Source organism: Pseudoalteromonas sp. A601 (assembly GCF_002165575.1).
In the GTDB taxonomy this organism is placed as follows: domain Bacteria; phylum Pseudomonadota; class Gammaproteobacteria; order Enterobacterales; family Alteromonadaceae; genus Pseudoalteromonas.
The window spans coordinates 17,680-40,809 of the sequence record NZ_MXQF01000019.1; the positions used below are offsets into that span (position 1 = coordinate 17,680).

A 23,130-nucleotide genomic window follows, 5' to 3' on the forward strand; every position below is an offset into this window, starting at 1 on the left:
AAATGAAAAAAATTTTAGCAACAGCCATTAGCTCGGCATTATTTTTAACAGCCTGCTCAGAGCCCGAAAATATCAAAAGTACGCCCGCTGCAGAGCAAGTAACAACAGCAGAAAATGCCAACCCTCTGATGGAACAAAGTCCTTTGCAATATGATGCACCTGACTTTTCAGTAATAAAAGATGAGCATTTCTCACCGGCATTCAGCCAAGGAATGTCACAACAAATAGCAGAAGTAACACGTATTATTGACGATACAACACCGACTAATTTTAATAACACTATTGTTGCATTAGAAAAAAGTGGACAGTTATTAGGGCGAGTTAGCAGTATTTTTTTTAATCTGTCTGGCACAGACTCAAACCCTGCTAGGCGAGCCCTTCAACAAGAGCTGGCTCCTAAACTTGCCGCTCACCGTGATGACATATTTCTAAATAAAGCATTGTTTGCAAAGGTTGAAACGCTTCATCAACAATCAGCAAACCTTGACTTGACTGCTGAACAAGCTCGGTTGCTCGACGTTTACTATAAACGTTTTATTCGCGCGGGCGCTAAGCTTGATGAACAACAGCAACAAAAAATTCGCGACATTAATAGCGCTTTATCGAGCTTAACAACTCAGTTTGGGCAAAACTTATTAGCACTTTCAAAAAGCAATGTAGTCATCGTTGATAGTAAAAGTGATTTAGCCGGTTTGACTGAGAACCAAATTCAGCAATATGCCAATGCAGCAACTGAAGCTGGGCATAAAGGTAAATACTTAATTAAAATAACCAATACCACACGCCAACCCATTCTTGCATCATTAGAAAACAGGCCATTACGTGAAAAAATTTGGCGAGCTTCTAGCAAGCGAGCTTTATCAGGAGAGCATAACAACAGCGAGATAGTCCCTAAGCTGGCAAAGTTAAGAGCACAAAAAGCAGCCTTATTAGGTTATAACAGTTATGCTGAATATGGCTTAGATGCGCAAATGGCAAAGCAACCTTCAGCTGTTTTCGATATGTTCGCAACCATGGTTCCACAACTACTGCAGAACGTACATGCTGAAGCAAGCGCAATTGAAGAACAAATAAAAGCATCTGAAAATGATTTTACGTTACAGCCATGGGATTGGTTTTACTACGCAGAGCAAGTACGTAAAGAAAAATACAACTTAGATGAATCAGTAGTAAAAGAATATTTCGAGTTTAACCGAGTACTGGAAGACGGTGTATTCTATACCATGAACCGTTTTTATGGCGTCACGTTTAAACCGCGCACTGATTTACCTGTTTATCACCCTGATGTAAAAACATATGAGCTATTTGATCATGACGGTAAAAGCCTTGCCATTTTTTATGCTGATTATTTTGCTCGAGAAGGCAAACGTGGCGGAGCATGGATGAGTTCATTCGTAAAACAATCAGGATTGTTAGAGCAAAAACCGGTTGTTGTTAATGTTATGAATATTCAAAAAGCGGCCGAAGGCGAACCAACACTGATTAGCTATGACGAAGCAACAACGATTTTTCATGAGCTAGGTCATGGGTTACATGGCATGTTGTCTAATGTTACCTACCCTAGTTTATCTGGTACCTCTGTATCGCGCGACTTTGTAGAGTTTCCATCTACCTTTGAAGAAGACTGGGCAATGCACCCGGAAGTTATTGCCAACTATGCAAAACACTACAAAACAGGTGAACCCATACCTGCAAACTTACTTAAAAACGTAATACAATCGCGTAGCTGCAATCAAGGCTTCGACACACTAGAGTATGTAGCAGCTGCACTCTTAGATATGCAATGGCACTCACTGCCAGCTGATGCACCACTACAAGATGTGGTAGATTTTGAGCAAGATGCCCTAACCAAACATAATGTGAATGTACCATACGTACCGCCACGCTATAAATCAGCTTACTTTTCACACTCTATGGGTGGCGGCTACTCTGCAGGTTATTACGCTTACATGTGGAGTGAGATTCTAGCCGCAGATGCCTACGCTTTCGTACAAGATGAAGGTGGTTTAAAACGTGAAATTGGTGACAAATACCGTAAAGAAATTTTAGAAGTAGGTAATTCTCGTGATCTTATGGAGTCGTATAAAGCATTCAGAGGTCAAGAGCCTAATACAAGTGCGTTATTAAAACGTAGAGGACTCACAACAGTCGTAAACTAGCTATATAAGAATGAGCAAGTTTAAATACTTGCTTACTCTTTACTAAATTTCAGACACAAAAAAAGCGCTATAAAAGCGCTTTTTGTTTTTACTAATTAAAGTAAAAATTATAACGGAGTAATGTTATCCGCTTGTGGACCTTTTTGACCTTGTGAAAGAGTGAACTCTACACGTTGGCCTTCAGCTAAAGTTTTGAAACCTTCGCTTTTGATTGCTGAGAAATGTGCGAAAACGTCTGGACCGTTTTCTTGCTCGATGAAACCAAAACCTTTAGACTCGTTGAACCACTTAACTGTACCTGATACGATGTTAGACATTGTAATATCCTGATATAAAATAAAAAATAGTGCCCATATGGGCGGGTGTAGCAAAAAATGAGATGGTACTTAAAAACTTCAGGACGGTACTACAAGTATTACTTATACAACAACGAAATGGAGATTTATAAATTACATGCTTTCTTTCTAGCTGAGGCCTACTATATAGAGTTACTGTGTTATGTCAATAACTTTATTACTCTTTATATAATAACTTTCAGCGATGTCACTGCACTACAAAATCAAAATAGGTATCTGGGTACGCTTGTGGCTTATAGGTAAAATGCCACCACTCCATTGAATATGGAGCAAACCCTGCGGCCATCATAATATTTTTTAGTAAATAACGATTGGCTTTTTCACTGTCGCTAATACGTTCATCGTCGGTATTTGAAATGGTATCGAACATATCAAATAAGGAGCCCATATTTAGCTCTTTTCCTTGCGCATTTGTAAGTGTTAAATCAATTGTCGAGCCACGGCTGTGGCCAGACTTGGCAGCTATATACCCTCCCAATAACTTATCTTTGCCTAAATTTGGGTAATACTCAGGTTTGGTTTTGGTATCGCTTTCGTCATTAACCCAGCGTACAAAATGGTCAACCGCGCGCTGTGGTCGATAACAATCAAAAATTTTTAAATTATACCCAGCTTGCTGCGCTTGTTTATGTGCCTGCTGCAACCCTTTTGCCGCTGTTTTATGTAATAAACATTTAGGTGCTTTATAACCATCAACAGGTTGACCAACAAAGTTGTTAGCACTGTAATAACGAATATCAAATATAGCTGTTGGTATTACCGTCGCTATATCTACAAATTCGTCACGCTTGGTTTTAGTGCCAACTTCGTCAGCATTTACGGCTGGGCTTATAAAGTAAATAGCTGTGAATAATGAAATTGATTTAAAACAGAGATTTAAAAGCATGGTGCAACTTTATAGGTTGTTATATTAAAACCATAATATTGCACATTTTTACATTTATGCAAATAATTTATTACCTGACATTAAGAATTACAGACGCTAAGCTGCTCGCTGCAAATGGCGTAAGTGCTGACATAACTGAATTCTCTTTGCTAATAATACTTTTCTGCGGTTCTTCAAATAAAGTTATCTTCTCTGCTTCATGTTGGCTAAGACTCTGCTTAGCATCCCAAGCAGAGCTTTAGCTCCAAATCACCTCAAAGCAATTTCCACCTTGAGGTGTATTAAGATTAAAATTTAAAGCTAACTTGGGTTTTAATGTTACGCCCTACGCCATAATCACCAATTGCACCACCCGTACCGGCCATTACTTGGTATTCTTTATCGAGCAAGTTATCTACCGCGACACGTACACTCCAATAATCATTAACATCCCAGTTAGCATTCAAACCGACTAGGGTATAACTGGCTTGTTGTGTTTCTTTATATGATCGGGTTACCCCGTCATAGGCTAGAACAGTTCGTGCAGCAACATCCTGAACGCTGATACCTGTTCGTAGCGCTTCGTCGAAGAAAAATAAACCAGCCGTGAGTGCCAGTTTATCTGCGGGTAAATACCATAGTGGCGCACCGTCTTGGTCTTCACCTGATATTTTGCTATAAGCAAGGTTTAAATAGCCTATTGAGTGAGCGTAGTTCACTTCAAGCTCAAAGCCATCACGGTCATTATTACCGCTGTTGTTGTAGCGAGGTGCTGGAGCTGGGTTGGTTGCAGAGCTGGTATTTGACTGTATTTCATCATCAACTTGGGTGTCAAAATAAACAACGCGCCCAGTTAATGAGTCTCGATAAGAGAACACATTATCCGTTTGATAGCTCATGCCTACTTCTTGGTTTTGGCTATTTTCAGTATTTAGCTCTAAATTAGGGTTACGGCCATCATATAAATCATATAATTCATCAATTAATGGTGCTCTAAAGCCTTCTTGGTAGCTGGCAAACAAAGCAAACTCATCAGTGAACTGATAATTTACTGTGACAGCAGGAACCACCTTTGAATGCTCGACTTTGGTGTCTAGCTTTGCGAAGTTGTTAGCTAACAATGCGGTTGGTTTGGTGCGGTATTCTTCATATCTTACGCCAGCCGTTAATGTAAGTGCCTGCCAGGTAAATTCATCTTGAATATACACGCCAATGCGTTTTTGTTCGCCACCTGGTTGCGAGGTCATTAGACTATAAGTTAATTCTGGGCTGTAGTTGATGCAGGCGAATGTTTGCATATTGTACTCTAAGCATGGATAACTTTGCTTATCACCTACACGTTCTTTGTCTGAATACTGTACACCGTAAGTAAGTGCATGCATACCCATTACACTGGTGTTCATAATATCGAGCGTATTGATGTTGTATTCATAATGAGACTCTACGCCAATATAATCTTCCAACATGCCTTGACCATCACTTTCAGTTACATGACTTTGGCTGTTACCAAAGCGTACAGCTAAATCAAGGTACTTGTTATTAGCCGGGTTTAACTCATAACTAAGATTAGTAACGGATTGCTTTACTTTACGATAAATTGTGCCCCAAGCACCCGGATCTGTGGTATTAAATTCTGTTCTTTGACTGTCTTCACTTTGGCTATATGAAAGTCCAATTAATGAGTCATCCGTTAAGTAATACTCACCTTTAAGCAATAAAGACTCGGCTTCGATTGCAGAGTTGTCGAGTGCTTCGCCATTAGACAATTCAAAATCATCACTTTGTCGTCGAATATACGCGGCTAAAATATCCAGAGAATCGGTGGGCCGAGCATACGCATAAACGCTACCATTGTTTTCGTTATTATTGCTGTGATGCCCTAGTTTAATTTTTGCGCCCGCAGTTTGATTGGGTTCTAAAAAGTCACTGGCATCTTTGAGCTCCATTTCGACCACACCACCGAGCGCACCACCACCATGTAATACGGTACTTGGACCACGTTTAATACTGACAGTGCGGTATAAGTCTGCATCACCAAAAAAACTGCCCATTCGGTACTTTTCAAAAGTTTGAATGGCGCCGTCAACACTTACAAGCACATCTTCAGCATCGTTAAAGCCACGCACACTAAACTTTTGCCCTCCGGCTCTCGGCCCCCCGGTGGCCGTTACATTGGGTACAGCAATCAAGCTATCAAATACGGTTGTTGCGAGCACATCTTCAATATTTTCTGCGCTGATAACATTCACAGCTTGCGAAGAGCTCAACGCGGTCTTTTCTGTTCGGGTTGCAGTAACCGTAACAGCATCAAGCGTTGTTGTGAGTTTTGGTTGTTCTGATAGGTTTGTTTGTGCAATCACTGGTAGTGAAACACTGGCAATACATAAAGCCAGTTTTGAAAGGCGCATGTTGTCGCTCCATAAAGTTTGTAGTTATTAGGCAATGAGCTTGATTAGCCCCCTAATCACCAAACTCATACTGGTTTAAAACATAAGTATTATACTAGAACACCACCTCAATGAGAATTGTTTTCATTCTCTTTTAATAAGTATATTGGCAATTTTATGATCCTCTTTCGACAGTGCAGCTAAAAGCTTAACTAACTCACCGCTGGGCACTTGCTGATCAATTGCAAGATAAACGCCTCGTTGTTGTTCGTTATGCTGTTGTAAAGCCTCAATAACGTCACCCAAAGACTGATAAGGCTGCTTAGCCAAAGCATATATAAGCTTTCTATCAACGTAATTTACACTTAATACAATCGCTTTTTGTTGCTCAAGTGGCGCTTGATTATCACTACCAACCTCAGGCAAGGTGACATCAAGCATGTCGAGTTTTACTGCGGCGGTGAGTAATAAAAACACGAGTAAAATAAAGAGCACATCAATCAATGCAGTTAAATCAGGCATTAGATTGCTACTATTCGGTTTTTCTGGAAGCTCAAGCATGGGGCAATTCATCAAAACTGAGTTGATAATTTAAGTGGTTAATAATACGGGTCAAATCTGTTTGTAAGCGCTCTAATAATGCATTAAAAACACCACTCAATAACAAACAAGGTATGGCAATAATAAGTCCGGCCATAGTTGAATACATCGCCTCCCATAAGCCATCAGCAAGTAACGCGGGAGTCACGGCTTGATGTGTTTGCGCTATTTTTTTAAACATCAATACTAACCCCCATACGGTACCCAGCAGCCCCATTAATGGGGTTAACGTGCCGCATAGCGATAATATATTTAATCGTTGACGCCAACTGCTCACACAATCCTGCAAATATAATTGGCACCATTGTTGACGTTGCTCTGTCTGAGGCTTTTGTTTTAATAGCTGTATAAACTCACTATTTGGCTGTTTAATTTTTTGCATTTTCAGCCAACTTTGTGCAAACGCTAAACTACGCTCTAATACAATAGCTAAGGCAATAATTGAAACCATAAATAATGGCCAAGCCATAATACCGACCGCAGAAAATACATCTTGCATAATTATTTCTCTTTATTAAGGACACTATGAACGTAGGGAAAACTCTATTGGCACACTAAACCGAGCTTTTACTTTATGTTGATCACGCATCACAGGATGAAGCTGCCATTGCGACACGTTATTTAATGCCGCTTTATCAAGCTCACTAAAACCACTGCTTTTTAATACAGAAAGCTGTGCAATGGTGCCATCTTCGGCTAACTCTATTTGCAAAATCGCTACCCCCTGATAGCCACGGCGCTTAGCTTTTAGTGGGTAATTTAAAGTGGGTCTAGGCGCTTTAAAAATAGGGAGTGTGTTTAGGTCGATAACTTGATTTTTTAACGAGTGCTGTCTTGCTATGACAGGCGCGCTTGAAGCAGGTGCAGCTTGACTTGGTTTTGACTGCTTTTTAACAGGTTCAGTAACGGGGTTCACCTTTGCAATTGAAGTGGCGGGCTCAACGATAGTTTTTTTTATAACTGGTTTTATTTTATTTGATACAGCTGTTTTTGCGCTTTGTTTTACGGTTGCGTGTTTTGCTAGGCGCTTAACCTTTGAATGAAATAGCGTGCTTGGCGCTTGTTCAGTAACAACTTTTGGTTTTTCCACTCGTTCTTTTTTTGCCTTAACAGGCTTTGATACGATGATTTTAATCGCAACTTTATCAGCAGGTTGGGCATCACTAAATTGCACCAAATTTAGTTGAGCTGGCTGAGAATACAGCCAGCCTAAATGGCACCCTAAAGAAATAATTAGAAAAATAATAAACTTCATAACTTTTAAATGCAAATGCAAACTGTTACCATTTGCAATAAACACTATCAACAATGGAATCGTTATGAAACCCCTACTCTCGTATTTAATTTTTATAACCCTTGCTGTAACAAGCCAATGTGTTTTTGCAAAGCAGTCAACAACTCCACACAGGGTGGTGGTGTCAGGTGGCTCAATTACAGAAATTATATACGCGCTTGATGAACAACAACGGATCATTGGGGTTGATAGCACGAGTATTTTTCCTGCTCAGGCGAAAGAAAAGCCACAAATAGGCTATGTTAGAAGGATCAGTGCAGAAGGTATTTTATCGTTAAATCCTGATTTAGTGATTGGTGAAGCAGACACTGGGCCAAAAAAAGTAGTCGAGCAATTAAAACAAACCGGTATTAACTTAGTCATTCTTGATGAAAATGATAATTTAGGCGGGATTGAAAACAAAATAAAAAAAATTGCTAACTTGCTAAATGTCGACCAAAAAGGCGATGCTTTAGCCCAATCTCTGCAAATTGACCGCGATGCACTTAGTTATATTTTACAGCAAACGACGATTAAACCTCGGGTGCTATTTGTTCTCAGTGTACGCAATAGTCAACCTATTGTAGCCGGCGCTGGCACTTCTGCTGATGAGCTGATCAACGCGGCTGGAGGCGTTAATGTTGCAGCAAGTTCAATTAATAATTGGAAGCCACTTTCAACCGAAGCCGCACTCGCCATAAACCCAGATGTGATCATCACAATGGGCCGCCATGGCGATGATCCACTCGTTAAGTTAGAAAAGCTAGCCCACTTTAAGTTTTCAAATGCAGTTAAAAGTGGCCAAGTTCATAGCTTTGATGGCAGTTATTTACTCGGTATGGGCCCGCGTACACCACAAGCTGTGGTTGAGCTTGCCCATACCTTTCACCCAAGCGCTCAATTACCACAAGGTTACCAATATCGTTTTGCACCGAGTGCCAACAATGTGACCGCCCAATTAAGTGAGTACTGATCATGCTGGCTCTGGGTAGTACAATAATTTCACAAAATCAGCACCGCCGTATGGCGATCCCCGCTTTGTTTATAGCATGCGTGATTGTTTTTTTTATCGCCCTTAGTAAAGGCGGTGTTGCCATTAGCATTAGTGAAATTATTTCGATTATAAATCAAACTGCCGATGATGAGCTTAAGCATGCCATTATTTGGCAAATACGCTTACCTCGCTTAGTACTGGCGATGATTGTCGGTGCGGGATTAGCAGCATGCGGCGCCGCAATGCAGGCTATATTTAGAAACCCATTAGCCGACCCTGGTTTAATTGGTGTATCAAGCGGTGCGGCTTTGGGCGCCGTTGCAACGATAGTGTTAGGCACCAGTTTATTTGCTAATTTTAGCGATAGTTTAGGTATTTATGCTGTGCCTGTTGGCGCATTTTTAGGTTGCATTGGGGTATGTGTATTTATTTACCGACTCAGCGCCCATAGTGGACAATTTACCATTATTAGTTTGCTATTAGCGGGAATTGCAGTAAATGCGATTGTTGGCTCACTCATTGGGGTATTAACTTTGATCAGTAACGATCAACAGTTACGGGATTTAACCTTTTGGAGTATGGGCTCACTGGCGGGTAATCATTTTGCTATGATGTTGCCAACAATTTCACTGATTATTTTTAGCTGCGTAGCGTTACTTCGCTTAGGCAAACCACTTAATTTATATTTATTAGGTGAAGCACAAGCAAAACATTTGGGCATTAATGTTACTAAGCTTAAAAAACAGGTATTTATATACACGGCTTTATGTACCGGTGCTGCAGTTGCAATCACTGGGATCATTGGTTTTGTCGGGTTTATCGTGCCGCATATTGTACGTTTAGTCCTGGGCCCTGATCATCGTTATTTAATGCCCACAAGTATGTTAGGTGGTGCATTATTGCTGAGCCTGGCCGATTTATTCGCCCGTACAGTGATGCTACCAGCTGAACTTCCTATTGGACTTATTACCAGTGCAATTGGCGGCCCATTCTTTTTAATCATGTTATTAAAAACTTATCAACGACGAGGGTAAAATGCTTTTAGGTACTAACTTAACCGCTAAGATTGGCAGTAAAGCTCTCTTAGATAACGTTGATTTTATGGTAAAGCCCCATGAAGTCGTTGTGATCATTGGTCCGAATGGTGCAGGTAAATCGTCTTTACTCAAGGCACTTTGTGGTGATATTGCTTTAACTGATGGTGCTGTGAGTATTAATCAACAAAATTTAAACGATTATAGCATTACTGAACTGGCACAACTAAGAGCGGTACTCACGCAAAATTATGAACTGGACTTTCCGTTTACTGTTAACGAAGTAGTTGATATGGCGCATGTTGTACATCAAGAGCAGTTCAGTAATGGAGCACTTAAACGATTTTCGAAAAGTGCGATGCAGGCATTAGGTGTCACCCACCTTGCACAGCAGTGCTTTACCCAGTTATCTGGTGGGGAAAAGCAACGTGCGCAGCTTGCCCGCGTACTTTGCCAGCTACAACCAAGTCTGGCAAAAAAACGTACCTGCTATTTATTAATTGATGAACCGACATCAAGCCTAGACCTTTACCACCAATATGAAGTAATGACTCAAGCACAAGACATTGCCAAGCAAGGTGCTGGTGTGGTCGCTGTGGTACATGACTTATCATTAGCGGCAAGCTTTGCTGATCGTCTCTATATGATGGACAAAGGTTCGGTTGTTGCCAGTGGCTCTCCTAAAGAAGTATTAACCCAAGCGAGGCTGAGTGAGGTCTATAAAATTAATGCTAAATTGCAGGTTGGTTTAAGCGATGTACTACCGCATATTCTGATCAGTAAAGAAGCGTGTTAAACACAGAAACAATGTAGCACAGCCTACATTGTTTCTGTTTTCAATATTAAAGTAACTTAGTCAGGTTTCTTTATTTCAGCATCCTGATATTGAGAATCAAGAATGGACCTATTACGCCCAGTGCGCTTTGCTTTATACAGCGCTTGATCGGCAAGCTTAAAGATATCGTCAATCGACAACTGTTTTAGCGGCCAACCCGCAATACCGACCGATACATTAATATAGCCGACCGGGTCAATGTAAGTTTCAGATACCTGTATGCGTAAGCGTTCAGCTAACACATAGGCACTGCTAGCTGTCGCATTAGGTGATATCACATTAAACTCTTCACCGCCTGTACGTGTAACAAAGTCAGTTGAACGGGTAACATCTAAAATAATCTTCGCTAACGACTGTAAAACAAGATCGCCAATATCATGCCCGTATTCGTCGTTTACACGTTTAAAGAAATCGATATCGATAGCCAATACAGCAAAAGAGGTTTCTGTGGTAGTTAGCTGCTCTAAAAAACCATCTAAACTGCGTCTATTGTGTAAACCTGTAAGTGGATCTGTTTGTGCTTCTTGGCGCAGTACACCTATTTGATTTTGAAATACCCCCACTCCTTTGAGCATAGCTTTACGTAACTCGGAACTTTCAAAATACCATGATTTTATGATTTTTAGTCGTTGCGAAGCATTTGGGTTATCTAGTGCATTTGCTGTTTGCGCTAAATCTCGTAACGGGTGTGCAATCAGTCTAGCGAGCAGCCAAATAAAGAGTAATGTAGTCAAGCCAATGGGAAGCGTTCGGTACAGTACATTGATCATCAGGCCATCTAAGGGCTCAAGCGTAGCCTCTAATGTTCGCTGTGTAATAATTCCCCAAGGAGCCGCTTTAAGTGATGCGTAGCCTGCAAGCATAATCACGTCATGGCTGTTTATGAGTTGCTTTGTACCACTTTTATCTTTTAATACCGCTTCAATTACAGCATTATTATAAACTTGCTCACCAATTCGGGATGTATCAGGGTGATACAGTAACCGCCGGCTTTTGTCTACAACATATAAATACGAGCCATCTTTATGAAAATGCACTTGCAGCAAATCATGTAAGATATTGGCATGTTTTAAATAAATAGAACCGCCCACGTAGCCTAAGTATTGTCCATCAGTAGCAAACAACGGGTGTGAAATAAAAATAATTAAATTGTTTGCGGCAGAAATATAAGGCTCACTGATCATCGGCTCTTTAGACGACAACGCTTGTAAAGCACCATCACTTTGCAGTTTTTTGCCTGCTAATTGTAAGCTTTTTGGTGAAATTCCTTTAACCACTCCATTAGCTAATACAACCACTGTGGAGTTAAAGCTATCGCTTTGACGTTTCAATCGCTCTGCTTCTTGGTTAAAAATAGCCTTATTATCAAAATTCTTAGCGATAATTTTTGCCGAATAGGCCAGTTGTTGTTGCGCTGATTGTAAAAAGAGATCAGTTGCAGAGGCTAACTTGGCCGCGTAAGCGCTCTGGCTTTTGAGAGTTTCAGCTTGCAGTTGTTGCTTTTGCACTTGATAGCTAGAATAGAAGCTATTTAAAAATGTGACAATACTGGCTGATAAAGCCAAGAAAAGGACTAATTTTTTTAAATCTAATTTGATATTTAAAGTTTTTTTTAAACGGTGCAAAATAGTACTCAACTTTGAAGTAAAGCGCCTTTAACTCCATGGCTATATTTCGTCCGAATGATAACAATATTTAACCAAAATAGGAAAAGGTTCTTGCTGTTGTCTTATTTAATTCTAACTTTAGATTTTGCCCATATATTAACACTGCGCTGAGAAATCAATTCATGTTGCCAATGAGTGAGTCGTTCTTGGCAACATGAACTTGGAATATATTATTTCAAACCTGAAATACTAAAATACAGTTATAAGCCTCTTACTTTCACACAAAAATCTGGCCCAAGCTTTATATTAAGGCTTAAACAAGAAAGATAAGACTTAATTGAATCCTTTGCAGTTAGTTATAAAAACAGTTAGTGTTACAAAAAAATGCTGTATTTCAATCAAAAACAGCATTAACATGAAGAATAAAATATTCAAACAACAAATAAGCGTTCAGCTTTGGAGCCTACTGTGTTAAATAAGTTTGCCATATCATCAATTATTTTTGGATTAGGGTGTTTTTTACCAATGAAATCGACCTTCGCAGCAACGAAATTAACCCTTGAACAGCAAATAGGTCAAAAGCTGATGCTTGATTTTCGTTACTACTGCGACCAAGACAGCGAGAACAAATGCCGTACTGCAATGACTGAGCTACCTGCAGACTTAGCCAAAATAATCACTAAACATGATATTGGTGGAGTTATTTTATTCGCTGAAAATATTCAGAATATAAATCAAACTGTAAAACTCAATAATCAAATGCAACAAGCGGCGGCTCAATCAAGCTTAGGTGCCCCGTTATTTATTTCTATTGATCAAGAAGGCGGCCGGGTTGCTCGTATTCCTCGCGATGTTGCAACGTCGTTTACTGGTAATATGTCAATAGGTGCAACCTATGCGCAGCACGGCACTCAGTTTGCGACTCAATCTGCACAAGTCATCGCCGATGAGCTTAAAGCCATAGGTGTGAACGTCAACTACGCTCCTACTGTTGATGTCAATATGAACCCTGACAACCCTGTAATTAATGTACGTTCGTACGGTGAAGATCCGAGCTTGGTTGGCAAACTAGGGGGCGCTCAAGTTGCAGGGTTTGAAGGGAATGGCGTAATCACCTCACTAAAACACTTCCCAGGCCATGGTGATACAAACGTAGACAGCCATACTGGCTTACCTAAAGTTATGCATGATAAAGAAACTATTTGGCAGCAAGATTTACCTCCTTTTAAAGATATTATAAAAAAGCAAAACCCAGGCATGATCATGACCGCGCATATCCAATACCCCGCGCTTGATGACACCACCTTTGTTAGTAAAGATGGTAAAACCATGATTAAACCCGCCACTATGTCACGTAAAATTATTACCGACCTGCTACGTGGTGAATTGAATTATCAAGGCGTGGTGATCACCGATGCCCTTGATATGGCCGGTATCAGCCACTTTTTTGAGCCAATTGAAGCCGTAATAAATACTTTTGCCGCCGGCGTTGATATTGCGCTCATGCCAATCGAAATTCGTAGCCCTAAAGATCTACTGGTACTTGATCAACTTATTGCACGCTTAGTAAAAGAGGTTAAAAATGGTCAACTCAATGGCGAAGAAATAGCGCAATCTGCACAACGTATACTAAAGCTTAAAAGTAAGTTTAAACTCACTACAGCCCTTGATGAATCGCTTGCTATACAAAAAGCACAACTTATACTTGGTGATTCAAGTCACCGAAAAGTCGAGGCTGAGCTTGCCCTTGCAGCTATCACTTTAGTCAAAAATGTACAAAGTACCCTACCGTTAAAATTATCTAATAACGCTAAAGTTCATATTATTATGCCTGATACTCGTAAATGCATGGCGCTTGAACAAGCAATAAAAGAATACGCTGATAATGACTACCAATATAGCTGCACAAGTTTGCAAGGCTTTGAACCGAGTGTGGCTCTAAAAGCATTAAACGATGCTGATATTATTATTGCGGGTAACGCATCGCCGAATCAAAGTGCCGTTGAAATTGGCGGGATGGATGATTTAGCCGATGACCCACAATTTGCTATCGCTAAATCTGAGCAAGGCGCAGCTCTTGAAAACTTATTACAACAGGCACAACGTGCTAATAAAAAAACCGTGTTTGTTAGCTTACGTGCCCCTTATGATATTGCAAAATTTGGCCAATATGGTGATGCAATTTTAGCAACTTATGCGTATAACATAGATATAGATAATAATGTTAAAGTAGCAGGGCCTGCTTTTACAGCTCTTGCTAAAGTATTAGTTGGTAAAGCCGCGGCAACGGGTACGTTACCCGTTACCGTTAATGGCATTAATAATAATTAAAGAGGATTTTATGCAACATAACGCTTCGCTTACGACACCCTATGCAATTCGAAATATGATCCGCAATGAAGATTACACGGGGCATACATCGGGTTTTGTACCGGGGTTTGTACAAGCTAATTTAGTGATTTTACCCGAGCGTTATGCATTTGATTTTTTACAATTTTGCCAAGCAAATAAAAAAGCATGCCCAATTGTAGCCAGCAGCCGCACTCCCGGCGCAATTGATATACCTAATGTGGCTCATGACCTTGATATACGTACAGACTTACCACGTTATCGCATTTTTAAAAAAGGTCAGCTAATTGAAGAGGTCACCAATATCAAAGAGCATTGGCGAGACGATCTCGTCACCTTTTTAATTGGCTGCTCTTTTTCGTTTGAAGAATCACTACAAGCCGCGGGAATTGAAATTCGTAATATTACAGAACATAAAAATGTCCCTATGTATATGACCAATATTGCTTGTGAGAGCGCAGGGATTTTTCATTCTAACATGGTGGTCAGTATGCGCCCGATGAAGCCTGCAGATGCCATCCGTGCAATCCAAATTTGTAGCCGCTTTCCGGATGTGCACGGAGCGCCTGTTCATTTTGGTGATCCAGCTGCGATTGGCATTAGTAATATTAATCGTCCTAATTTTGGTGAATCTGTGAGTATTAAAGAAGGCGAAGTACCGGTATTTTGGGCCTGTGGTGTCACCCCTCAAATCGCGATTGCAAACGCGGCTCCTGATTTTTGTATTACTCATAGCCCAGGTCATATGCTGATAACCGATATTCAAAATACGCACATTTCTGCGTTTTAACTGTTGGAAATTAAATGAAGCTGAATTGTGATTTAGGTGAGAGTTTTGGTGCTTGGCAAATGGGCCTCGACGACCAAGTTATGCCTCATATTGATATGGCAAATATCGCGTGTGGTTTTCACGCAGGTGATGCGGATGTTATGGCGCAAACTTTAGCTTTAGCTGCGCGCCATAAAGTGACGATAGGTGCGCATCCTAGCTACCCTGATAAGCAAGGTTTTGGGCGTCGCTCAATGGCACTTTCTGCCGATGAACTCAATAACTGTTTGCATTATCAAATTGCAGCAATTGACGGCATGGCTAAAGTACACGGTTTGTCACTGAGTTATGTAAAGCCCCATGGTGCACTTTATAACGATATGATGGCCGATGAGCGCATTTTGGAGTCTGTTATAACAGCAATAGCTAGCTACTCTAAAAATTTGAAATTAATGATTCTCGCGACTGCGAATGCAGATAAACATCAAGAGCTGGCTAAAAAATACGAGGTAACTCTGATTTTAGAAGCCTTTGCTGACAGACAATACACAGATCAAGGTCATCTTGTATCGCGTAAAATACCAGGCAGTGTGCATGAAAAAACAGCCCTTATAGCACAGGTAAAACAGTTACTAAATGATGGCAGCGTGACAACGCAAAGTGGTAACAAACTAACATTAAACGCTGATAGCTTATGCGTACATGGCGATAACGCTGACGGTATAGCCCTTATTAGTGAGATAAAAGCACTATGCCAAAAAAGCTAAATGATCAGCAATTAAGTCACGCTATCGAAGCGATGATGATTGAGCAAAACCTGCGAGGAATGCAAAGTTTATACGCTCATCAGCAAACCGGTACTTATTTACGCGCGGCAGATGCGCTGTACAAAGCAAAAAACACGGTGTTAATTGGCACTGGCTTTGCAGTAAATCAAACCTTCGAAACCGATGGCCCCGTTGGCGCAATTGCCTTATACAATGCACTTAAAGCGATTGGTAAACAGCCTATTTTAGTTTGTGGAAACCCCCTTTACAGCGCACTTAAAAATGATTTTAATTGCTTTGAATTACCATTAGATAACCTTACAGAGGCGATGGAATTTAGCAAACAAGCATTAGCAGAGTTAAAGCCCAATTGTGTGTTATCTATTGAACGACCTGGTTTATGCCATGGTAATAAATATTATAATATGCGCGGAATTGATATATCGGCTGATTGTGGCTGCTTTGACTTTTTTATCTCACAAGCGACTTGCCCAACTATTGCTATCGGCGATGGTGGTAACGAAATAGGTATGGGTAATGTTGCTCAATACATGACTGAGTTGAGTATTAGGCCAAGCTTAACGTGCTGTGATGAGCTATTACTTGCTGATGTGTCTAACTGGGCTGCATATGGCATTATCGCTTTTTTAAGCCGCTGGTATAACCAAGACTTACTTGCCAATATCAATACCTTAGCAATTTTACAATATTTAAGTGACCGTGGTAGCGTTGATGGCGTTACCCACAAGAACGAGCTAACCGAAGATGGCTTACACGCTATGCACGGCCAGCAATTAATAACACGACTGCGCCAACTTGGCGGCTTTATAGAGAATGAGGATTATCCATGAGCACAGTTTACCTAAATGGTGATTACCTAGCAGCAGCAGACGCGAAAATTTCACCAATGGATCGCGGTTTTTTATTTGGTGATGGTATTTATGAAGTCATCCCTGCTTACCAAGGTAAAATGCTGGGCTTTAATGCGCATATCGAGCGGATGAATAACGGTCTTAATGAAATTGAAATTAAGCTCGATTACAGCACTGATAAATGGCGTGAGATTTGCCAACAGTTATGTGAAAAAAATCACGGTGATAGTTTAGGTATTTACTTGCACGTCAGCCGAGGTGCCGATACTAAACGCGCTCATGCTTACCCTACAGATATAAAACCAACAGTGTTTGCGTATGTATTTGAAATTCCTCCTCAACCCGTCAGCGATATTGAACACGCCACAACTTATACCGTTTCGTTAGAACAAGATAAGCGTTGGCAGCGTTGCCACATCAAATCAACTGCGCTACTTGGCAATGTCATTCATTATCAACAAGGTGCAGCCGCAGGCAATAAAGAGACTATTTTGTATAACCGGTTAGATGAAATAACCGAAGCAAGCTCAAGTAATGTATTTATAGTTAAAGAGGGGGTTATTAGTACCCCACCACTAGATAACCAAATTTTACCGGGTATAACACGTTGGTTAATTTTAAATATTCTGCATAGTCATAGTGATTTTAGAGTACAACAACGTGTTATTAGTAAAACAGAACTGCTTGACGCAGATGAAGTATGGATCACGAGCGCAACCAAAGAAGTCGGCGCAGTGGTAAAAGTAAATGGTAAACTTGTCGGTGACGGGAAACCGGGCAAGGTATGGCAACAAGTGCAAAGTTTATTTACCAAACATAAATTTGATTACTAGTCACATTTAGCTCTAATAATGAAGGCCGTGTTTGTTAAGTCAACACGGCCTACTTACACTACTTGGGTGGTTCATAAGGCCAAAATTCAAGCACGCCATCACTGGTTTCAGTCATAATACTTTTGCTATTTTTATCATAGGCTACCGCCAAGACAGAGCTGCGTAAACGTAACTTTGCAGCCTTATACTCTGCTAGCTGCTGGCCATCGGCAACACGCCATAAATACAAAGTACTTTTTGGTAACCCAGCTAAAAACCATTTATCATCATTAATAAATAGCGAATCATTAAACTCTATAAAATTGGCCATGATGTCTAATTCAGCTTGCTCTTCGCCTGTTTTTAAATCTATAAATTGCCGATCATCAACAGAATCGATGGAAAAACCAATGCTCGCAGTGCTATTCATCGCAACGTGATTAATGCGTGTAGTGGATTTAAAACGCTGTGTAATTTTACCGTCGTTAGTTGTCCAAACGTAAGCAAATTTATCACTTGAACCCGTTAAGGCTGTTGTTCCATCATCAGACAGAGCCACAGAGTTAATATCTAAGCGGTGAATTTTTAGTTACGGTTTTATATTAGCCTACTACTTAGCCGCAAGTTGAGCCAGCTTATTTAACCAGCAAGTGCGCTTTGCCATTTCACTAATATGGGTGGGTTGTAGAATAATGTAGGTGGCAGAATGTGAAAAGCTAAAATCACGTGCCAAAAATGCGAAGCTTTATACAACATTAAAATTGATTATCTCACAAAACTATAAATTCATTTCAGCTAAAAAGTGAGTTTATTACGTCCTGTTTGCTTAGAAACATAGAGCTTTTCATCAGCTTTTTTTATAATTTCATCTTGCCCACTTAGGCTGCGAAAAGTAGCAACTCCAGCACTTACCGTTAATACATCAAATGCTGAATGATCATGTTCAATATTTAGCGCAGCAACACTTTGTACAATTTTTTGTGCAACCAGTACAGCACCTGATAAATCAGTAAATGGTAAAATCACCGCAAATTCTTCACCACCATAACGTGATACAAAATCACACGGCCTTTTAAGAGTATCTTTAATACAATTAGCTACGTTTTGTAGGGCTTTATCGCCGACTACATGACCATAAATATCATTAAATTGTTTAAAATGATCAATATCGATAAAAATAAGGGCGTAGTCACTCCCTTCACGTATTGCACTTAACTGTGTTTGTATAAGGTGGGAATCAAAATACCGGCGATTATAGACCTGCGTTAAGCTGTCTAAAAAAACCATTTCAAGCAATTTATCGCGTTGTAATTTAAGTGTAAGGTGAACTTTAACACGATTAAAAACAGTTTTAGCATTAATAGGCTTACTAATAAAATCAACACCACCTACTTGCCAACAAATATCTTCATGCTCAACGTACGAAGTAATAAAAATAACCGGCACGTCTTTTAAATCAGAATTGGATTTAAGCCGTTTACACGTTTCAATGCCATTTATTCCCTCCATTGCAATATCGAGTAGAATTAAATCTGGAGTATCGGTTTCACAATGCTTAATTGCTTGTTCACCACTGCTAACGGCTGTGGTGTTGTAATAAGAGGAAAGTATTTTCTCTAAGAGTGAAATATTTAACTGCTGATCATCAACAATCAGTATTTTCGACTTTGTAAGCCCTTGAGCTATTTCACTTTCTACATTTGTCATTTACTGCACTCTTACTGCTTTAGCTCGCCTAATTAACACAAGCCTACTCAGGTAAAGTAACCTAAGTCGTGATATTTTTGATTATACTTTGCTCTAGCATACACTATCGGCAAGATTACTAAAGTATTCATTTTTCACACTCACAGCAAGTTGAGATATTCCTAATGAGTAAAGCAAAACACATTGAGTTTATTGCCGTCTAAATCGCGGAAATAACCGATATATGGACCAATCCCCTCTTAGTCTGTAGCGCCAAGTTAATTGCTTTTGCATAAAAAGCATCTACTTAGGCCGGGCTTGAAGCAGCTATAGCAATCATTGTGTAAAGTAAGTGATTAAATTTAGCCAGAGTATGCTGGTCAGTCTGTTAATTAAAAATTATATTCCCCATTGCACAATTATAGTACTATCAATACTTTAATAAGCTGAACATCACTAATTATTTTATGACTATTAACCAATGCACACAGCTAACACCTTTACTTACTCATAAATCATATTGCTGTAAATTTGAGACTGAGAACTTTTTAGATGATGACTATAATCGCTATCAAATCCCCTTTCCTAAACAATTAGAAACAGCCGTTGCTAAACGTAAAGCCGAATATTTAGCTGGTAGAGTGTGCGCTAAACGCGTACTGGCGGCCCTTAATATCTATAATTTTGAACTAATAAGCGCAGCAGATCGTGCTCCCATCTGGCCTAATAAAATAGTGGGCAGCATTACTCATAGCCAAAATACAGCAATGGCAATGGCATCTCACAGTAGTGGTATTGCGGGGATCGGTATCGATATAGAGCAGTTAATGAGTGCCCAGCAAGAGCAAGAATTACAACAACAAATTTTGCGCCCTGATGAACTTGTTCAGTTTCAACGGTTAGCCAAACAGTTATCACACCCATTAACTGTGATTTTTTCTGCCAAAGAAAGTATTTTTAAAGCGTTATACTCTAGTGTTAAACAATTTTTTGGTTTTGAAGCCGCCCAGCTTATTGCTTTTAATAAACAACAACTGCAATTTAAAATAACCCAAACACTCTCAGAGCAAGTGCCACAAGACACTTGTGTAACCGTGTTTTATCAATGTAACAACGAGCAAGTCCTCACTGAATGCGAATTTAAAACGCCCTTGTGAACTCAGCCATCCTGCTCTTTTTTCTACCTCAACAATTAAATATTAAGTTTTCCTACAAGTAATTCGTCATCTGAATAGTTAGTCAATAAGTCTATGACAATATAGGCTGTTAACTCTAGATACCAAATATCTAATCTAAAATAGCTTTACGCGCTGCAAACAAGCGCTATAGTACAAACAAAGGTTTCGAACATTAGCGGTTTCAGGCTAAATGGAGCATCCGTTGTTGGGACATTTTCATTGTTAACTAGATTACTCATCCTCTGCCCTTATGATTGAGGTTACTCCACATTTTTGTGCTGCCCCGCCTTCAGGGCATATCGCTTTAAGGTGGTTATTGTCTATCCTTTCTATGAGGTGCTTTGCGTGAGACCTCAAGGAGCTTTTACTTTTTACCCACAAATTCATGCTAAATTCTTGATAAAAGGTTGTATAACCTGCTCCTATTAAAAAGATAAACCTCCGCTCATCGCAATCTGGTGTATTTTTAATCTTTGTTACTTTATAACAGTATTAATACTGTTTAATACAAGGAATAAAAATGAAATTACTCTCCCCTCTTGCACTGTTGGCTACGATGAGTTTTTGTGGCGTCGCGGCTCAAGCTGACAATACCTTAAAATTAGAAAATGTATTTGACCTTGAATATGCCAATCAAATTGAAATGACTAATGACGGTAAAACCGTGTATTTTGTTCGTAACCGTATGGATATTAAAAGCGACCGTAAAGTAAGTAATATTTGGTCGGTAAATAGCAGTTCAAAACAACTGCAACCGCTTACCTCTGGTGTGCACATGGATTACTCGCCAGTGCTTTCACCCGATGAAACTCGCTTAGCGTTTATATCTACTCGCGACGGTAGCAGCCAAATTTATGTAAAATGGTTGAATACCGGCGCTGTTGCTAAGATAAGTAATTTAACCCAAAGCCCTGGTAATTTAACTTGGTCACCGAATAGTAAAAAACTTGTATTTAGTCAGTTTGTCCCTGCTGCCAGCGCAAGCCCAGTGTCTTTACCTGGCAAGCCAAAAGGTGCTAATTGGGCTGAGCCTGCTAAGTATATTGATGATGTTTATTACCGCGCTGATGGTGGTGGTTATACACAAAAGGGCTTTCGCCACCTATTTGAAATTAGTGCCACTGGCGGCAATGCAAATCAGCTGAGCTCTGGCGACTTTGATCATGGTGGCCCTGTAAGTTTTAGTAAAAACGGTGACAGTTTATACTTTTCTGCCAATCGCCATGCAGATTACTTATTTAAGCCAACCAACTCTGAAATCTACAAGCTAGATTTACAATCTACTGAGATCACTCAAGTAACCGATAGGCTAGGCCCAGATGGCCAACCTATGGTGTCACCCAACGGTCGTTATTTGGCGTATACCGGGTATGATGATAAAAAAACCAACTACGAAAATACACAATTATATGTTCGTGATTTAAAAACAGATAAAACACAAAGCCTTACAGCCGACTTAGACCGTAGTGTTTCACAAATCAAATGGGCTGATGATTCTAAAGGGCTTTACTTTGCTTTTGATAGTGAGGGGCAAGCCACGCTTGCCTATCAACCACGAAACGGTAAACGTAAAATTCTAACGCAAAACATAGGAAGTGTTGCCTTTGGTCGGCCATATTCGGGTGGTGATTTTGATGTTAGCGAAGATGGCGAAGTTGCATTTACCTTAGCAAATACTCAGCGTCCTGCCGATGTTGCATTTTTAAAGCGCGGTAAAACTCAGTCATTAACTCAATTAAATGAAGATGCACTAGCTAACAAAAGCCTAGCCAAGGTTGAAGAAATTTGGGTTAAATCAAGTCATGATGGTTTAGCTGTACAAGGTTGGGTTGCCTATCCACCAGGTTTTGATAAGTCCAAAAAATACCCACTAGTGCTTGAAATCCATGGTGGACCGGTGGCCAATTACGGTCCTCATTTTAGCCCTGAAATCCAATTGTTTGCTGCCAAGGGCAATGTAGTGCTTTATATGAACCCTCGCGGGAGTGACTCATATGGAAAGGAGTTTGCACAAACAATTCATCACAATTACCCAAGCAATGACTTTGATGATTTAATGACTGGTGTAGATGCATTAATAGCAAAAGGCTTTATTGACGAGTCTAAGTTATTTGTTACCGGTGGCTCTGGCGGTGGCACATTAACAGCTTGGGTTGTAGGTCATACTGACCGCTTTGCTGCTGCGGTTGTGGCAAAACCAGTTATCAATTGGATCAGTTTTGTACTAACTGCTGATTACTACCCATTTTTTGCTGATTACTGGTTCCCTGGCAAACCATGGGATCACATTGAGCATTATATGAAACGTTCTCCAATAAGCTATGTGGGTAACGTAAAAACCCCGACCATGCTATTAACAGGTGAAGCCGATTACCGTACGCCAATTTCAGAGACTGAACAATACTATCAAGCTTTGAAACTACAAGGTGTCGATACTGCAATGGTTCGTATCCCTGGTGCATCACATGGCATAACCAAACGCCCTTCAAACTTAATGACTAAAGTTGCTTATATTCAGTGGTGGTTTGATAAGCATAGTAAATAACGCTTAAGCTACGAGTTTCGGGCTACAGGCACTCTGCTGATA

General features: G+C 40.1%; 20 protein-coding genes. 11 read left to right on the top strand and 9 right to left on the bottom strand.

What is annotated here, in order from left to right; translation table 11 throughout:
- Positions 1 to 2: 2 nt before the first annotated feature.
- Entirely contained in the window at positions 3 to 2,159 is a 2,157-nt protein-coding gene (locus B5G52_RS15550) for a M3 family metallopeptidase (RefSeq protein ID WP_087533564.1), read from the top strand.
- A gap of 107 nt (positions 2,160 to 2,266) precedes the next feature.
- Here the strand turns inward: B5G52_RS15550 and B5G52_RS15555 are convergent, their stop codons facing one another.
- From B5G52_RS15555 to B5G52_RS15580, 6 genes are all read right to left on the bottom strand, one after another.
- Entirely contained in the window at positions 2,267 to 2,476 is a 210-nt protein-coding gene (locus B5G52_RS15555) for a cold-shock protein (RefSeq protein ID WP_004587186.1), read from the bottom strand.
- A 226-nt stretch (positions 2,477 to 2,702) separates the two neighbouring features.
- Positions 2,703 to 3,401 (bottom strand): M15 family metallopeptidase, encoded by a 699-nt coding sequence (locus B5G52_RS15560; RefSeq protein ID WP_087533565.1) that lies wholly within the window; start codon positions 3,399 to 3,401, stop codon positions 2,703 to 2,705.
- Between the two features lie 287 nt (positions 3,402 to 3,688).
- Complete coding sequence (locus B5G52_RS15565; RefSeq protein WP_087533566.1) at positions 3,689 to 5,788, bottom strand: TonB-dependent receptor; 2,100 nt, start codon at positions 5,786 to 5,788, stop codon at positions 3,689 to 3,691.
- Positions 5,789 to 5,911: 123 nt separating this feature from the next.
- The gene (locus tag B5G52_RS15570; RefSeq protein ID WP_087533567.1) at positions 5,912 to 6,328 is read right to left on the bottom strand and encodes a biopolymer transporter ExbD; all 417 of its coding nucleotides are present in this window, start codon (positions 6,326 to 6,328) and stop codon (positions 5,912 to 5,914) included.
- Positions 6,321 to 6,866 carry a MotA/TolQ/ExbB proton channel family protein gene (locus B5G52_RS15575; protein WP_087533568.1) on the bottom strand — a complete coding sequence of 182 codons (546 nt, stop codon included), beginning with the start codon at positions 6,864 to 6,866 and terminating at the stop codon, positions 6,321 to 6,323. The genes B5G52_RS15570 and B5G52_RS15575 overlap by 8 nt, the downstream gene beginning before the upstream one ends.
- A 24-nt stretch (positions 6,867 to 6,890) precedes the next feature.
- Complete coding sequence (locus B5G52_RS15580; RefSeq protein ID WP_140394338.1) at positions 6,891 to 7,622, bottom strand: energy transducer TonB; 732 nt, start codon at positions 7,620 to 7,622, stop codon at positions 6,891 to 6,893.
- 64 nt (positions 7,623 to 7,686) lie between these two features.
- Between B5G52_RS15580 and B5G52_RS15585 the strand changes: the two genes are divergently transcribed.
- Genes B5G52_RS15585 through B5G52_RS15595 form a run of 3 tightly spaced genes read left to right on the top strand, consistent with a single transcriptional unit; the run spans position 7,687 to position 10,464 of the window.
- Complete coding sequence (locus tag B5G52_RS15585) at positions 7,687 to 8,613, top strand: hemin ABC transporter substrate-binding protein (protein ID WP_087533570.1); 927 nt, start codon at positions 7,687 to 7,689, stop codon at positions 8,611 to 8,613.
- A gap of 2 nt (positions 8,614 to 8,615) precedes the next feature.
- Positions 8,616 to 9,668 (top strand): iron ABC transporter permease, encoded by a 1,053-nt coding sequence (locus B5G52_RS15590; protein ID WP_087533571.1) that lies wholly within the window; start codon positions 8,616 to 8,618, stop codon positions 9,666 to 9,668.
- 1 nt (position 9,669) lies between these two features.
- Positions 9,670 to 10,464 carry a heme ABC transporter ATP-binding protein gene (locus B5G52_RS15595; RefSeq protein ID WP_087533572.1) on the top strand — a complete coding sequence of 265 codons (795 nt, stop codon included), beginning with the start codon at positions 9,670 to 9,672 and terminating at the stop codon, positions 10,462 to 10,464.
- 56 nt (positions 10,465 to 10,520) lie between these two features.
- On the opposite strand, the gene B5G52_RS15600 is transcribed toward B5G52_RS15595, so the two are convergent.
- The gene (locus B5G52_RS15600; RefSeq protein WP_254911228.1) at positions 10,521 to 12,068 is read right to left on the bottom strand and encodes a sensor domain-containing diguanylate cyclase; all 1,548 of its coding nucleotides are present in this window, start codon (positions 12,066 to 12,068) and stop codon (positions 10,521 to 10,523) included.
- Positions 12,069 to 12,635: 567 nt separating this feature from the next.
- On the opposite strand from B5G52_RS15600, the gene B5G52_RS15605 reads away from it, so the two are divergent.
- The 5 genes from B5G52_RS15605 to B5G52_RS15625 are packed head-to-tail and all read left to right on the top strand — an operon-like array spanning position 12,636 to position 17,700.
- Complete coding sequence (locus B5G52_RS15605) at positions 12,636 to 14,441, top strand: glycoside hydrolase family 3 protein (RefSeq protein ID WP_087533626.1); 1,806 nt, start codon at positions 12,636 to 12,638, stop codon at positions 14,439 to 14,441.
- Positions 14,442 to 14,451: 10 nt separating this feature from the next.
- Entirely contained in the window at positions 14,452 to 15,249 is a 798-nt protein-coding gene (locus B5G52_RS15610) for a putative hydro-lyase (RefSeq protein ID WP_087533627.1), read from the top strand.
- A 14-nt stretch (positions 15,250 to 15,263) separates the two neighbouring features.
- On the top strand, positions 15,264 to 15,995 hold the full coding sequence (locus B5G52_RS15615; RefSeq protein ID WP_087533573.1) for a 5-oxoprolinase subunit PxpA: 732 nt from the start codon (positions 15,264 to 15,266) through the stop codon (positions 15,993 to 15,995).
- Positions 15,980 to 16,846 carry a glutamate cyclase domain-containing protein gene (locus B5G52_RS15620; protein ID WP_087533574.1) on the top strand — a complete coding sequence of 289 codons (867 nt, stop codon included), beginning with the start codon at positions 15,980 to 15,982 and terminating at the stop codon, positions 16,844 to 16,846. The genes B5G52_RS15615 and B5G52_RS15620 overlap by 16 nt, the downstream gene beginning before the upstream one ends.
- Positions 16,843 to 17,700 carry an aminotransferase class IV gene (locus B5G52_RS15625; RefSeq protein WP_087533575.1) on the top strand — a complete coding sequence of 286 codons (858 nt, stop codon included), beginning with the start codon at positions 16,843 to 16,845 and terminating at the stop codon, positions 17,698 to 17,700. Before B5G52_RS15620 ends, B5G52_RS15625 begins: the two co-directional genes overlap by 4 nt.
- 58 nt (positions 17,701 to 17,758) lie before the next feature.
- On the opposite strand, the gene B5G52_RS15630 is transcribed toward B5G52_RS15625, so the two are convergent.
- Entirely contained in the window at positions 17,759 to 18,262 is a 504-nt protein-coding gene (locus B5G52_RS15630; RefSeq protein WP_369679933.1) for a hypothetical protein, read from the bottom strand.
- Positions 18,263 to 18,474: 212 nt separating this feature from the next.
- The gene (locus B5G52_RS15635) at positions 18,475 to 19,386 is read right to left on the bottom strand and encodes a diguanylate cyclase (protein WP_087533577.1); all 912 of its coding nucleotides are present in this window, start codon (positions 19,384 to 19,386) and stop codon (positions 18,475 to 18,477) included.
- Between the two features lie 446 nt (positions 19,387 to 19,832).
- Here B5G52_RS15635 and B5G52_RS15640 point away from each other — a divergent pair, with 446 nt between their 5' ends.
- On the top strand, positions 19,833 to 20,522 hold the full coding sequence (locus tag B5G52_RS15640; RefSeq protein ID WP_087533578.1) for a 4'-phosphopantetheinyl transferase: 690 nt from the start codon (positions 19,833 to 19,835) through the stop codon (positions 20,520 to 20,522).
- 541 nt (positions 20,523 to 21,063) lie between these two features.
- On the top strand, positions 21,064 to 23,088 hold the full coding sequence (locus B5G52_RS15645; protein ID WP_087533579.1) for a S9 family peptidase: 2,025 nt from the start codon (positions 21,064 to 21,066) through the stop codon (positions 23,086 to 23,088).
- Positions 23,089 to 23,130: the final 42 nt, after the last annotated feature.